This is a genomic window from Serratia sp. TSA_198.1 (assembly GCF_052686505.1).
Window position 1 is genome coordinate 158,625 of the sequence record NZ_JBQZFP010000006.1, and the last position, 13,809, is coordinate 172,433.

Annotated in this window: 10 protein-coding genes; 7 read left to right on the forward strand and 3 right to left on the reverse strand. The window is 50.6% G+C overall.

The window, feature by feature from the left end; all coding sequences use genetic code 11:
* The first annotated feature begins 59 nt into the window (after window positions 1-59).
* The 4 genes from ACUTSW_RS20925 (at window position 60) to ACUTSW_RS20940 (ending at window position 6,052) form a co-directional block, all read left to right on the forward strand.
* Complete coding sequence (locus ACUTSW_RS20925) at window positions 60-4,352, forward strand: NACHT domain-containing protein (RefSeq protein WP_445585260.1); 4,293 nt, start codon at window positions 60-62, stop codon at window positions 4,350-4,352.
* 352 nt (window positions 4,353-4,704) lie between these two features.
* Complete coding sequence (locus ACUTSW_RS20930; protein WP_445585261.1) at window positions 4,705-4,863, forward strand: hypothetical protein; 159 nt, start codon at window positions 4,705-4,707, stop codon at window positions 4,861-4,863.
* A gap of 303 nt (window positions 4,864-5,166) precedes the next feature.
* Window positions 5,167-5,376, forward strand: coding sequence for a hypothetical protein (locus ACUTSW_RS20935; RefSeq protein WP_445585262.1), 210 nt, complete (start codon window positions 5,167-5,169; stop codon window positions 5,374-5,376).
* Window positions 5,377-5,830: 454 nt separating this feature from the next.
* The gene (locus ACUTSW_RS20940) at window positions 5,831-6,052 is read left to right on the forward strand and encodes a hypothetical protein (protein WP_445585263.1); all 222 of its coding nucleotides are present in this window, start codon (window positions 5,831-5,833) and stop codon (window positions 6,050-6,052) included.
* Window positions 6,053-6,176: 124 nt separating this feature from the next.
* On the opposite strand, the gene ACUTSW_RS20945 is transcribed toward ACUTSW_RS20940, so the two are convergent.
* Window positions 6,177-6,539: a winged helix-turn-helix transcriptional regulator gene (locus tag ACUTSW_RS20945; RefSeq protein WP_445585264.1), complete on the reverse strand. Its 363-nt coding sequence runs from the start codon at window positions 6,537-6,539 to the stop codon at window positions 6,177-6,179.
* A 124-nt stretch (window positions 6,540-6,663) separates the two neighbouring features.
* Between ACUTSW_RS20945 and ACUTSW_RS20950 the strand changes: the two genes are divergently transcribed.
* Window positions 6,664-7,497, forward strand: a complete 834-nt coding sequence (locus ACUTSW_RS20950) for an enoyl-CoA hydratase/isomerase family protein (protein WP_445585265.1) — start codon at window positions 6,664-6,666, stop codon at window positions 7,495-7,497.
* A gap of 51 nt (window positions 7,498-7,548) precedes the next feature.
* Here the strand turns inward: ACUTSW_RS20950 and ACUTSW_RS20955 are convergent, their stop codons facing one another.
* Together ACUTSW_RS20955 and ACUTSW_RS20960 are read right to left on the reverse strand one after the other, a co-directional pair.
* On the reverse strand, window positions 7,549-9,330 hold the full coding sequence (locus ACUTSW_RS20955) for an ATP-binding protein (RefSeq protein WP_445585266.1): 1,782 nt from the start codon (window positions 9,328-9,330) through the stop codon (window positions 7,549-7,551).
* Window positions 9,327-9,959, reverse strand: a complete 633-nt coding sequence (locus tag ACUTSW_RS20960) for a LuxR C-terminal-related transcriptional regulator (RefSeq protein WP_445585267.1) — start codon at window positions 9,957-9,959, stop codon at window positions 9,327-9,329. The genes ACUTSW_RS20955 and ACUTSW_RS20960 overlap by 4 nt, the downstream gene beginning before the upstream one ends.
* Window positions 9,960-10,138: 179 nt before the next feature.
* Between ACUTSW_RS20960 and ACUTSW_RS20965 the strand changes: the two genes are divergently transcribed.
* Window positions 10,139-10,453 (forward strand): hypothetical protein, encoded by a 315-nt coding sequence (locus ACUTSW_RS20965; RefSeq protein ID WP_004952028.1) that lies wholly within the window; start codon window positions 10,139-10,141, stop codon window positions 10,451-10,453.
* Between the two features lie 230 nt (window positions 10,454-10,683).
* Complete coding sequence (locus ACUTSW_RS20970; RefSeq protein ID WP_445585268.1) at window positions 10,684-13,782, forward strand: autotransporter domain-containing protein; 3,099 nt, start codon at window positions 10,684-10,686, stop codon at window positions 13,780-13,782.
* The last annotated feature ends 27 nt before the right edge of the window (window positions 13,783-13,809 follow it).

A 13,809-nucleotide genomic window follows, 5' to 3' on the forward strand; every position in this document is an offset into this window, starting at 1 on the left:
AGTGAGTGGAGCTTCAGCAAAGGGACTGATAAATTCATAGCTTAGAGAACGTCATTAAAATGATTAAAAGAACTTTCCAAAACATTCCCGATGGGAAAATTAATTTTACCGACCAGCAGTCATTTTTGGTTAAATTGGGCTGGGCGCGAGGCTCTACATGGGATGATTTACTGCAATCAAAACGTGTACTGATAATTTCCGAGGCGGGGGCAGGAAAAACCTATGAATGTCGTACACAGGCGAAGCGTCTGTGGGCTGCTGGTGAAGCTGCATTCTTCGTTGAATTGGCGGCTTTGGCGACCGAAGAACTTCGTAGTCTGCTAGATGCAGACGAAGAAGCCAGGCTGGATGCTTGGCTTACCTCACAATCTGAGGTTGCAACGTTTTTCCTAGACTCGATTGATGAACTGAAATTGACATTGGGTTCGTTTGAACGCGCGCTCAAACGACTTAAGAAGTGCGTCGGAAATCAGCTTCATCAAGTGAGACTCGTCATCACGACAAGACCGATACCCTTCGACGAACAGCTGGTCCGAAACGTACTACCTGTTCCTCCGGCACCGTCTTCGGAGCCCAATGAAGAGACATTTGCGAAGATCGCAATGCGTGAGCATCTGGAGCGGCACGACGACAAAAGCAATAACCAATCTCCGGAATGGCGATCTGTCGCCTTGATGCCACTGTCGGATGAACAGATAATCCAATTTTCTCGAGACCAGGGCGTGAATGATCCTGAGCAACTTCTTAAGGATTTACAACGTCGCAATGCTCAAGAGTTTGCACGTAGACCTCAGGACCTCATTGAGTTGTGCGTGGATTGGCGTGAGCACAAGCGCATCCGAACGCATCGTGATCAGGTTGCCACGAATGTTCGAGTGAAGCTGCTTCCCCGCGATGATAGACCTGAGCCAGCGGAGTTGTCCGTAGATAAGGCGCTCGAAGGAGCTAGCCGACTTGCACTTGCAGCTCAAATGACGCGTTGTCTAACCATGCGCCATAGCGCAGCATCCTATGTTGTAGACGATGAGGCGGCTCTCGACCCATCGGTCATCCTATCTGATTGGCAACCGAACGAAAGGAAAGCCCTACTTGAGCGTCCGCTATTTGGCTTCGCTTCATATGGTCGAGTGCGTTTCCATCATCGCTCTGTTGCCGAGTATCTTGCTGCGAATCGGCTAATGGTTCTACGGAGGCAAGGCATGCCGTTTCGGGCCCTCAAACGGCTTCTCTTTGCGGAGACTAAAGGCAAGACGATCGTTCGCCCGTCTAAGCGACCAGTGGCGGGGTGGTTGGCTCTGCAAGACGACGGGATATTTGAGCTTTTGCGGGACAATGAGCCTGCTGTACTCTTGGATGAAGGCGATCCAGAGTCGCTAACGCAAATACAGCGGAATCAGGCTCTTCGTGCCTACGCTGATCGTTACGGCTTTGGTGGATGGAGAGGTCTTAGAGTGCCTCACATTCAGGTCCATCGTTTTGCATCGAAAGAACTGGCAGGGGAAATTGACCGGATTTGGCGCAGCGGTGTGGAGAATCCGGATGTAAGAGAAGTCCTTATCAATCTTATTGAGTCGGGCTGTATCAAAGCTTGTGCTGACATAGCATTTGATATCACTCAGGACATTACAGTACCTGTCGTTGAGCGTATAACAGCTCTTGATGCGTTAGTCGCCCTTGATGACAATAGGCTCAGCGATATTTCTGCTTGTATTGCAAATGCTGGCGATATTTGGCCTGATCGAGTAGCGGGTAGTGCCACACTACGCCTTTTCCCAAATTACATGTCAGTTGAGCAGCTTTGTCGGGCTCTTCGATGGATAAAGCGAGAAAAACGTAGTTTTGACGATCTCAGTTGGCAGCTTCCACGGTTAATAGCAGCATCGACCCTCAATCTTATTGCTCTTGAGAAGCTTCGCGATTGTCTTGTGATGTTGGTATCAGAGGGGCTCACATGGCGAAAAGAGTTGTCGCACATTTCCAGCGATCGGCCACACCTCAGTGGTGCGCTCGCCGCAACTTGTGAGCGCGGCCTCGATATCAGCCAGGATGACAAGTGGCTGCGCGCTGGCGTACTTGCATTGCGATTGCATCACCGGGACCATAGCGACGATGAGCCGATCAAGTCACTTCGTGGGCGCCTTAATAATCTGAATGGAGATGACAATGCTCGCCTCTTCTGGGTTGAGGATGCTTTGCTTCAGTCACTCCATGAAGTCAAAGACCCTTGTGGACGGCTCGCAAAGATCACAATTCATGATGGGGCGGTCCTGCTAAGAGCCGATCGGGATCTGACTTGGATGAGCAAGGCGCTTGGTGACACGACCCGTGAAACAAGTGAACGCGCGATGCTCCTTGAAGCAGCCATCCGTTTGTCACCGGAGCGTAATAATTGGAAGGAATACGTTGAAGGGCTTAGGCTACTCATAGCGGATGAACCTTTATTCATGCAAAGGTTTGAGAGCTGGCTGAAACCATCGAAGCATGAAAAAGAACATCGTCGTTGGGAAAAGAAACAGGCCAAACGAAAGAAAAAAGAGGAACGCCGAAAGGCCAAGAACCACGTCAGTTGGGTTCTGTTTTGGCGGGATATTGCCAATCAGCCTGAAGAGGCCTTTTCATCTAAGCAGGGTTGGAATACTGCTTGGAATTTGTGGCTAGCCATGCGGCACGATGGTGACGACAGTCGCTCTTCGGGCTGGAATCGTCGTTTCATAGAAGAGCAATTCAACCCAGAAACGGCCGATAGGTTGCGTCGTGTTCTGATGAAAATCTGGCGCGATGATCACCCAACTTTCCCCAGTGAAAGGCCAGAAGGCGAGCGAAATACATTTCTTGTACGTTGGCAGCTTGGTCTGGCGGCGATCTATGCTGAAGCAGAGGATCGCGACTGGGTAGCTAAGCTCAGCGATCCTGAGGCCCAATTGGCGGCACGGTACGCTCCAATTGAACTGAATGGCCTCCCGCAGTGGGTAGAGTCTCTCGTGGACGCGCATCCAAAAGCCGTAGACCAGACGCTTGGAAATGAACTGACATGGGACTTGAGCCAGCCACCAAGTGCAAATGGCCATTCGGGCTTGCTTCAAGGAATTGGTTATGCATCCGAGAAAGTAGCGAGACTATTTCTGCCACGGCTTGAATCCTGGCTGGATGCAGAGGATGACCTGCTCAATAGCCCCGATAATGTGGCCGGAATGACGGAAAGGGTTCGGCAAGTCACGCGGGTTATTTTGAAGCATGGCGATTCCGCAGAAATTGAAAGGCTTCAAAAAAGGGCACTCCAAAGGCTTGAGCAACAAATGCCGTTTGCGTTGCACCTTGTTTGGTTGTCGACTTTGATGCGGATTAATCCGCAGGTGGCTGTCGAAAAGCTAGCGGGCCTTGAGTCAACTGAGCGATCAGAGGTTGTTACATGGCTCGCTAGACTCTTTGGGGATCGTCAAGACGTAATTGGTTTAGGTGACGAACGCTTTACTCCGCGATTGTTGCTGCGTCTACTTCGTCTCGCCTATAGCCATGTTCGTATAAAAGACGATGCGCACCACGAAGGGGCTTATTCACCGGACACTCGAGACGACGCTGAGCATGCGCGTAATAATATTGTAACCGCACTATTCAACACGAAAGGTGAAGAGGGCTTGGCTGCTAAGCTCGAAATGGCGGCGGATCCTTTGTGCGCTCATTTTAAGGATCGCATTTTAGCTGTGGCGGCAGAGAACTGGGCACAAGAGATAGATGCCGACGCATTTGATGAGGTGCAAGCGGTAGCGCTTGATCGAAGCGGTGAAGCACCAGCCTCAACGAATGAAGCCATGTTTGCGATTATGAAGGATCGGTTGTCTGACCTTGATGACCTTCTGCTAAGTGATGTTTCACCTCGAGAAGCTTGGGCGGGGATATCAGATGAGAAGATCATGCGTCGAGAAATCGCGCGCACGCTAAGCTATGCGTCGAACTCTATCTACACTGTAGATCAGGAGGCTGTGACAGCCGACGAAAAAGAAACCGATATACGTTTACGCTCCGTATCGTCAAATCATGAAGCTGTTATCGAACTTAAGCTTGGCGATGGACGAACTGCTACAGATTTAAGAGATACAATTGAAAGTCAATTGGTTAAAAAATACATGGCAGCAGAGCACAGTAAATCAGGAACTTTGCTGGTGACCCTCGCGAAAGATCGTCAATGGAAACATCCAGTTTCAAAACGCATGATCAAGGCGGACGAATTGTTGTCGCTACTGAACGAAGAAGCAGAAAGAGTCCAAGAGGCGTTGGGGGGAGGTGTTTTTATATATGTACACCTTCTAGATTTACGGGCTAGATTACCTGTTGAGTCTCAAGCTAAGTCATGAATGCTATGAATTTAGCTGAACACTGCCCCTGCCATTCATTTTTTCTGGAATGGAATTTATCATGGCGTAGTGTAAGGTGTTTAATATAGTAAATTAAAAATAAAAAATATTATTATTTTTTGTAATTGATGAAGGGGAGTTATATATGTCCTCTGTTTTATTATTTTATCCTAATGTTTTTTGCGTTTTTATTAGATTGTGGTTTTTCACCATTTTTGTTATGTGCTATATTTTTAACTTGTTAATAAATAAGGTTTTAGAGTTGAATTACCTAGTTTAATTCTACTTGGTAGAATATATATTGTTAGGGTGTTGTGTGAAATTTGGGTCTGGTTTTTTTAATGAGGCAATCATGAGCGACTTAACAGCATTACAGATATTGGCTAGCATTAATAAGTTGGCTGGTGAAATAAAATTAATTACTCTTCCTTTGGAACAACCTTTTTGGAGACAACCGTGGATGGGAGCAATTGCTGGGGTTATAATAGGGAATTTCGCTAAATGCAGTTAAGGAAAAATTTACAATTTCATCTCTAATAAATAAAAAAAATAAAATGTATAGAAATTGAAGCACAGCAAATAATGGAAGCGTCAAAGATGGGAGTTAAATTTTGCATTGAATTTTACAGTGATTTTGACAATGATAATGTAGAGAGAATAACCGTAATACTCCCTCCAGAATCAGTCTCATTTTGTTTTGATAGGTTTTATCCTGATATTGTAATGAATATTTCTGAAGTCAGAATTCGAAATTTAGTTTTAACTTATAAACATTTAGATTACGTACACAGTATACGGAAGGAATTTATAAAAAATGTCTGAAACTTCCCTATCAAACAAGGAAAAGTCAAATTATATTGATGTTATTTCCCAAGCGTATATTCAGTGTTACTACAGTGCAAAATGTTTTATTAAAAGTGATGAAAATAAAAAATTTAACAATCTTGAGGTGATTAATGATATGGAAATAGTTCACCCGCATTTGGATTTTATGAATAAAATCAATAAAGAAGTTGGTGGCTAAATTAGTAGATTGTCTTTATTGTAAACCCGTGTGTTGCTGTGGAGTTATTTATTGGTTAATAATTAAAGAACGATTTATGGTATATATTAATTTGGAATGGTTAGGCTGTTTAATTAATTGGTTGGTTACGGGTAAAGTAATCGATGAATAAAATATCTTTTTCATCGATATGAAATTTTTAAGTTGGTAACGACTGGGTTTATGAGGGATAAAAATCCAGTCAGGAATTGGTTAGAGTCATATTTCTTTATTCTCATATTCTTTTAATCAATCGTGTGAATGCGTTTTTGATAGGTTATAAGTTTAAATTTAATTAATTATCTTGGTAATTGAATAGGTGTTATTAATGCATCAAATATATTTATTTTTATTTTTTTTAATGATTTAATTAAGGCTCGTCATGGCATTGTTATCGATTATAAATTCATATTGAATTATTACTTAGGAGAGTAAAATGCAAGTTTATAAAGATATTAATAATGATTCAGGTGTCAGAGGTTATGACATTGGGGATACATACATAACTGTATGGTTCGACGGTACTGCTAGATCTTATACCTACAGTTACGCCAGTGCTGGTGCTGAAAATGTAGAGACGATGAAGAGGCTTGCCGAAAATGGTGATGGGCTTAATGCTTTCATCAACAAATTTGTTAAGTTCAAGTATGTGCGGTGATGCTTTCTGTTCTATAAGTATTTTTTTATGATGGCCGTTGAAATGGCCATCTAATTTATATACTAAATAATATTTTTATTTAAATTATTCCTTAATTATCTTTTCTGTTTTTATGGCAATCGCATCACTCGCTTTGCTCATCATACCTGCGCTGGCAGTCCTGAATCGCGTCCATATTCCCCAGCGTCCAGTTGAACAGTATCGAGAACGGCCCCTGCAAGGATTCGCCAAGCGGTGTCAGTGAATACTCGACGCCAAGCACCCGCCCATCCAACACCTTGCGCTTCACCATGCCGTTGCGTTCCAGCTTGCGCAGCGTTTGGGTCAGTACGCGTTGAGTGACGCCATCCAGGCGGCGTTTGATGGCGTTAAAGCGCTGCGGCTCACGCAGCACCTCCAGCACCATCATTGACCATTTGTCGGCGATCTGGTCGAGAACGATGCGGCTCGGGCAATCTGCGCGGTAGATCAGGTCAGTCTTATCCATAGGTATCCTCCGGCATCCCTGGGATGCTTCAGGTGCGTAATTGACGCCAGGTATGCAAAGTATACCATTCGACGAACGGCGCGAAAATCCAGCACCGCTATCCCCTGGCAAAAAGGACATGGACATGAAAGATACAGATTTCAGCAAGCTCAGGTTGTCTCATGCGCACGGCGTATTGACGGTCACTATCGATAATCCGCCGGTAAACGTGCTCGATGTGGCTCTGATGTCGGAAATGAGTCGTTTATTGCTCTCGGTACGTGACGATCCGAACACGCGCGTGCTGGTTTTTCAGAGCGCGGATCCCGAGTTCTTCATTGCGCATGTTGATATGACCCTGATCGATGAGCCGCACGCCTTCGATGAACTGGCGCGCAACGCGCCGGAGGGGCTTAATCCGTTCCAGGCTTTTGGCGAGCTGGTGCGCAGCCAACCGCAGGTCACCCTCGTTAAGCTGGCCGGGCTGGCGCGCGGCGGCGGCGCAGAATTTGTGGCGGCGGCCGACATGGCCTTCGCCGCGGAAGGGCGGGCGGGGCTTGCCCAGTGCGAAGCCCTGATGGGCATTACGCCCGGCGGCGGCGCGACCCAATATCTGACGAGCCGCATGACGCGCGGCCGCGCGCTTGAAGTGATCCTTGGCGCCGATCTTATCGACGCGGCAACTGCAGAGCGCTACGGCTGGATTAATCGCGCATTGCCCGCCGCCGAGCTTGATGCGTTCGTCGATCGGTTAGCGCGCAACATCGCGGCATTGCCTGCGGGGGTTATCGCGGCGGCCAAGCAGGCGATGCCAGTGCCGGATTTGCGGGCGGGCTTTTGTCGCGAGCACGATGCCTGGGCGGGTTTGTTTACCTGCCCGGCCGCGGAGCAGCTGATCCGTGGTGGGCTTAAGGCCGGCGCCCAGACTAAAGAGGGTGAGCGCAACCTCGAGGGCCTGCTGCGCGGGCTTGGCGTTTAAGGCGTTTTTTGGCGACGGGGCCGGAGCCCCGTTCCGGCCAGTCTGTGTTCGCTAACTACTCGCCCACTGGCTCAACAAAGCATGCAATTTCGCCGGCTCCAGCGGCTTTCTCAATACCAGGTAGCCTTCCTGCTCGGCCTCTTGCAGAACCGGCGAGTTGAATTCCCCGCTGACCATGGCGCCGCTGGTATCCGGCAGGCGCTCAAACAGCGCTTTCAAGATATCAAAGCCGCTCTCGCCGGAGCGGAGCCGTTGATCGCACAGCACGGCGAAAGGCGTGAAGCCTTCGTCGATAATCGCAAAAGCCTCCTCAGCGGAAGCCGCGCAACGCACGGTAATGCCCCAGGTGCTCATTAAACTCTCCCAGGCGGAGGTCACCAGCGGGTCATCGTCCACCACCAGGCAGGCGCCACTCAATGACTCATAGCGGGTTGGGGTGCCGGTGTTGGCGTAGCTGTTAACGCTTTCCGGCGGGTGCTCTTCGCCGGCATACAAGGCAAAACGCATCCAGAAACGCGATCCTTTGCCTTCGATGGAGCGCATGCCGTATTTCACCTTCATCAATTTGGCGCAGCGCGCCACCACCGCCAACCCCAATCCATGGCCGGCGCTGTCGATTTTCCACGCCAGCTCGGGGCGATAATAGGGGGAAAAGATTTTACCTTTCTCTTCATCGGCGATGCCGACGCCGGTGTCCCACACTTCGATCAGGCATTCCTCGCCCCGCGGGCGGATCGCTATCAATACGCCGCCTTCTTGCGTATAACGCAGCGCATTTTGTATCAGGTTGATCAGCGATTGCCGGATGAGCAATTGATCGCCCATCACGCAAATTCGTCGTTTGGGCCGCCATGTGCGCAATGATAATGCCCGGCTGTTGGCCTCTTCGCGAAACAGCGTAATCACGGAATCCAGTAGCTTTCCAATGTCCACATGGGTGGTCGCCGTACTGACGTTGCCGGACTCAATCTTGCTGAGATCGAGCAGCGAATTAAACATCAGGTGCACCGATCGCACGCTTTGTTGCAGATCCAACAGCTGAGGGATCAGCGTAGCGTCGCGATTCTTATGGATGATGGCCTCGATCAGAAAGCCCATCGCGTGTACCGGCTGGCGCAAATCATGGCTGGCGGTGGTCAAGAATTGATTTTTATCCAGCAAGGCTTGTTCCGCCTCTTCCTTGGCTTGCCGAAATTGTTCCGCAAGGCGCGAGCTTTTCTCTTCGAGCAGGGCTTGCTGAATAAAGAAGGCGTGCGAGGTCAATGCGTGCCGGTAAATGGCGAACCCATAAAGCAAATTGAGCATCAATACGATCGGCATGACATCGTCTAATCGCCAGATAATACCGAGATTAAGCACGCCCCAAGAGGCAAAGAAAAAGCGCGTAAAGGTGCTGATGACCGGTGTCAGATGGGTTGCGTTGGCGGCGACGATGGCCGCGATACTGATGTTTAATAACAGGAAAAAATCGAAGCTGTTTTTTTCCGGGGCGATTAAATATAAGGATGAAATGCCTAAACCATGCACGAAGGCGACGTTATTAATGCGTGGCAGCCAACGGCTAATCACTGCGCTGGCGTTATTTTTCTGGGTATCATAGCGATAGCGGCGATGCCATAGTCTGATGGCCAATGCGCAGAGGAAATATATCAGTATCCAGGCAATAATCGGCGTGAGTTCTTTCCCCAACAAATAGAGCCAAATGGCGAAAGGAATACCGACAAAGGGCACGGCGGTAAAGCTGAAGACCAACCGCATGAAGGTATTGTCCAGCAGGCGGATCTGCGCGCGTGGGGAGATCTCATCATTTTGTAATGATTGAAGTAATTTCATTGCAAATGATCCTGCCTGCCATGCAGCAGGGTGATGGCCTCCACCCGGCTGTTTACGCCTATTTTTTTGAGAATGTTGCTGATGTGCTCTTTAACCGTGGGTTCGGAAATAGACAACTGCGAAGCTATTCGCTTATTGGGGAAACCGCGCATCATCATGATTAATACATCTATTTGCCGCGGGGTTAAATTGAATTTTTGCAGGTGGCTGTGAGTGCTGGTTACACATTCTTCATGCTCAAGAGGGAACCAATTTTTATTTTCCATCAGAGCGGAAACGGCTTCGGCGAATAATTCGGGTGGCTCATTTTTAAGCACAAAGCCGTGCCCGCCGGCATCACGCACCTTTTGCCCTATTTCATTGTTCTCATCGCCGCTGACCACCAGAAAACGAATCTTCGAATACTGGTCTTTTAGCTCTTTGAGTAACTTCAACGCCGTACCCTCGGACAACCAAAAATCGATAACCATTAAGCGCGGAGCGCCATTTTCCAGAATGTGGCGATAACAATGAGCTTCGTTGGTTACCACATAGGCATGTTTAAAACGACAATGCGTATTCAGGTAATTGGCGATGCCGCTTGCCACCAGCGGATGGTCATCGACAACCAGTGCATAATCCTGCTCCAAAGAAATCTCCTTTCGTGTAAACGTACCAGATTGGCTCCGATGACTCGTTATTATCAACCCTCCCTACTTTAGGAGGGTTTTTTAACTTAAGAAAGGGAAATATATTATTCGGGGATTTGGATAAGGTAAAACATAAAACCATTCAGTGATTGTAACTGTTTGGTTGCAAAGGATAATTTATGAAAAAACCACTTATCGCTTTAGCCGTTACTTTACTGGTGGCCGGCTGTTCAACGTTGAAAACCGATCAGGCAATACCCTTGTTGCAGGCGGAAACGGCTAAAATGCTGGGCCTGGGCTCATCGGATGAAATAACTGTGACCAATGTCAATGGCGCTCAGCCTGATGCCCTGGGCGGGCAAAAACTTTCTTATCGCGCCACCACCGAGAAGGGCCGTATCTTCGACTGTTCCTCGCTGATGATGCCGGGTATTTTAGGTTCGGCTCCCTCGCTGAGCGCACCGACCTGTACTCCTGTCGTCACGCATAAATAATTCGCCTCAGGCGCGAGCCGGAGTTGGCAATCAGGACTGGTCCGCAGTCCCAATAATTTTGGCATCGGGGCATTAGCGCTGGGGGGCAATAAGCTGGCGTCTCGATGACAATCCCTCTGTACTCGCCCTCTGTACTCGTAAATAACGCGCCACGCATTCTCTAAGGCATTGAGTTTTTCATATAAATAATAACTTTGATGGCATCAAGATAATTGAGCCGGAGATAGAACATGAAAGATCAAACATCGCATCACTTAGCGGTAAGAAAACCGCTTTCCAAAGTTTACCTCGCACTTTTTTCCGCGCCATTGATATTGATTGGGCCCGCCGATATGGCGCGCGCCGATGATGCTATTTTTGATGGCGACTCCCGTATTACGGAACCTTTGAGTTACGCAGGCAATGTTTATGTCGGCCGTAATCAAGGTGGGAACCTGTTGATCGATAATGGTGAAGTCAACGCCTATAACATCAATATCGGCACCCGCGCCAATGGTCAAATTTATGAAAGTTCGGTCACTGTCAAAGGGCCGAACGCGGTATTGAACGCCATCAATGACCAATCCGTCATGCACGGCAACATTAATCTGGGGCTGGGCACATTGCGGGTTGAAGAAGGGGCGCTGGCCAGCGCGAAAGAGATCGTGGTCGGCTCCAGCCGTGGCTACGACAGCCATCTTGTCGCGACGGGCGCCGGTTCCAGAGTCGTCAGCAATTTTCTCAGCGTCGGCACCGATCTGGGGGCCCGATCCACGCTGTCGATTGAAAACGGCGCGGTGCTGAACACCACGTTCGATGCGCGCATCGGCAACGGTTCCGGGCCCGGCGAGACCGATAAGCTAAGCCCGAAAGCCACGGTTACGGGGGCGAATTCGCAGTGGAACGTCGGCCGCGCGCTCACGCTCTACGGCGATCTTGATGTGCTGAACGGCGGCGCGGTCAACGTCGGCAGCATCGAGGTGGCGGGAGTCTCAGGCGCGCGTAAAACCGCCGAACTCTACATCGCCGGTAATGGCTCGCGCGTTACCAGCGGGAGCAGCGTTAACGTCGGCGACTACGGCAACGGCGTGCTGTCGGTCGTTGACGGCGGCGAGTTTTCCGCCGGCGCAAACGAACTGCGGTTGGGCGATACCGGCTCCGGCTCGAACAGAGGCGCGCTGATCATCGGCAGCCGCGGCAATATGGATACCGGCACCGGGTTGACCGAACCCACGCTAGGCGCTGCGGGTGGCGCGGGCACCCTCGATGCCCAGACGGCGGTCAACCTGCGGGGCGGCTTGTTCGGCAGCTATGTCTACTTTAACCATACTTCCGACAACTACGATTTCCGCAACAAGATGATGGGGGAAGGCGACGTTATCAATACCGCCGGGCAGACGACGCTGAGCGGCGACCTGACCCAGCTCAAGGCAAATGTGACCGCACGGGGCGGCAAAATCATCATCGCCGGCGATATCAATACGCAGCCAGAAGACAGCCCTTTCGACGTGCAGACACTGAGCGCCGAGAACGGCGGCACCTTGATCCTCAACGCCACGGCCGGTTCTGACGTCAGCAATGGCCTGGGTTACAGCAGCGCCGCGTCGATCAAATCCGGCGGTACGCTGGGCGGAAACGGCACCTTGGGCCAGACCGAGATCCAGTCCGGCGGCCATATTTCCCCCGGCGACGGCAATATCGGCACGTTGACGCTGAAACGCTATCTGAATTTCCTCGGTGAATCTTTCTACGACGTCGATATCGCCGGCGACGGCAGCAGCGACAAGCTGGTCGTGGCGGGTAAAACCACCATCAGCGATCAGGCCAAAGTGCAGGTTACTGCGCTGGATCCGCAAACCAGTTATAAGACAGGGCAAAGCTACCGTATTTTAACCTCGGAGGGCGGGATTGACGGCCGGTTCGCCGAGGCTATCTCAAAATCTGCATTTTTGGACGTGGCGCTCAACCAGAGTACGAATGCCGTGGATCTGACGATTGCGCAAAAAGGCGGTAACCCAGGCGAGGGCGGCAACCCAGGCGAGGGCGGCAACCCAGGCGAGGGCGGCAACCCAGGCGAGGGCGGCAACCCAGGCGAGGGCGGTAACCCAGGCAATCCAGGCGAGGGCGGTAACCCAGGCGAAGGCGGCAATCCAGGCGAGGGCGGTAACCCAGGCGAAGGCGGCAACCCAGGCGAAGGCGGTAACCCAGGTGAAGGCGGCAGCAAGCCCGGTATTTTCCAAACGGTGGCGCAAACCGGCAACCAGTGGAATACCGCCGGCGCCCTGTCGACGTTGGCGCAGAGCGGCCCTTCACTGGCCTTATACAACACCTTGCTGTTGTTGAACGCGCCGGAAGCCCGCGACGCATTCAATCAACTGTCCGGTGAAGTCTATCCCTCCATTCAGTCAAACCTGATCGCCGGCAGCACGCAGCTGTTCAATGTCCTGAATCAGCGTATGCTGCGCGCGTTTGATAATGATGCATTGCCCGTTCCACCGCTGGCGATGACGCTGGTTCAGCCGGCCAATGCCGAAAATAACGGCGTATGGGGGCAGACCTTCGGCTCCTGGACAAGAAACAGCGGTAACGACAATGTGGGGAAACTGGATGGCAACACCAGCGGTTTCCTGATCGGGGCCGATCGTAAACTTACCGACCACAGTGTCCGCATTGGGGGATATTTTGGGTATAGCCGCGGCGATTACGATATTGATAGCCGCCGCTCCAAGTCCGACAGCGACAATTACCACCTGGGTCTGTATGCCGCAGGGCAGCAGGATGCCTTCTCCTTGCGCGGTGCGCTGGGTTACACCTGGCATCGGCTTGAGAATGAGCGCAACGTTGATTTCGGCAATTTCTCCGATCGGCTCAAGGCGGACTATGACGCCGACTCGCTGCTGGCGTTCACCGAAGCGGGCTACCGTTTCGGGCAGCCGGACGCGAACGTCGAGCCCTTTATCAATCTGAGCTACATCCGTCTGCACACCGATAACTTCCAGGAAAAGGGCGGCGCCGCCGCGCTGAGCGTCCGCAATGAAACGATGAATACGTTCTATTCGACATTGGGCGTGCGGGGTATCAAAGAGCTGCCGAAAAACGTCAGTCTTTACGGCTCACTGGGTTGGCAGCATGCCTACGGCGATAAAAATACCTCATCGCGCATGGCATTTGCCGGCAGTGACGCTTTTGTCACCCAGGGGCAGGCGGTTGACGACAATCTGATGGTGGCTGATGTCGGGGTGAGCGTGAAGCTGTCGCGATCCACCACGCTGGCCGTCGGTTATCAGGGGCAATACGGTTCTGATACTCAGGTTAATGCGGTCAATGCCAACATCAAATGGTCATTCTGATGTGCTGATGAATTAGGTCTCTGTGGT

Coding starts and splice junctions, on each gene's coding strand:
- ACUTSW_RS20925 (WP_445585260.1), top strand. CDS start 60: ATGATTAAAAGAACTTTCCAAAACATTCCCGATGGGAAAATTAATTTT.
- ACUTSW_RS20930 (WP_445585261.1), top strand. CDS start 4,705: ATGAGCGACTTAACAGCATTACAGATATTGGCTAGCATTAATAAGTTG.
- ACUTSW_RS20935 (WP_445585262.1), top strand. CDS start 5,167: ATGTCTGAAACTTCCCTATCAAACAAGGAAAAGTCAAATTATATTGAT.
- ACUTSW_RS20940 (WP_445585263.1), top strand. CDS start 5,831: ATGCAAGTTTATAAAGATATTAATAATGATTCAGGTGTCAGAGGTTAT.
- ACUTSW_RS20945 (WP_445585264.1), bottom strand. CDS start 6,539: ATGGATAAGACTGACCTGATCTACCGCGCAGATTGCCCGAGCCGCATC.
- ACUTSW_RS20950 (WP_445585265.1), top strand. CDS start 6,664: ATGAAAGATACAGATTTCAGCAAGCTCAGGTTGTCTCATGCGCACGGC.
- ACUTSW_RS20955 (WP_445585266.1), bottom strand. CDS start 9,330: ATGAAATTACTTCAATCATTACAAAATGATGAGATCTCCCCACGCGCG.
- ACUTSW_RS20965 (WP_004952028.1), top strand. CDS start 10,139: ATGAAAAAACCACTTATCGCTTTAGCCGTTACTTTACTGGTGGCCGGC.
- ACUTSW_RS20970 (WP_445585268.1), top strand. CDS start 10,684: ATGAAAGATCAAACATCGCATCACTTAGCGGTAAGAAAACCGCTTTCC.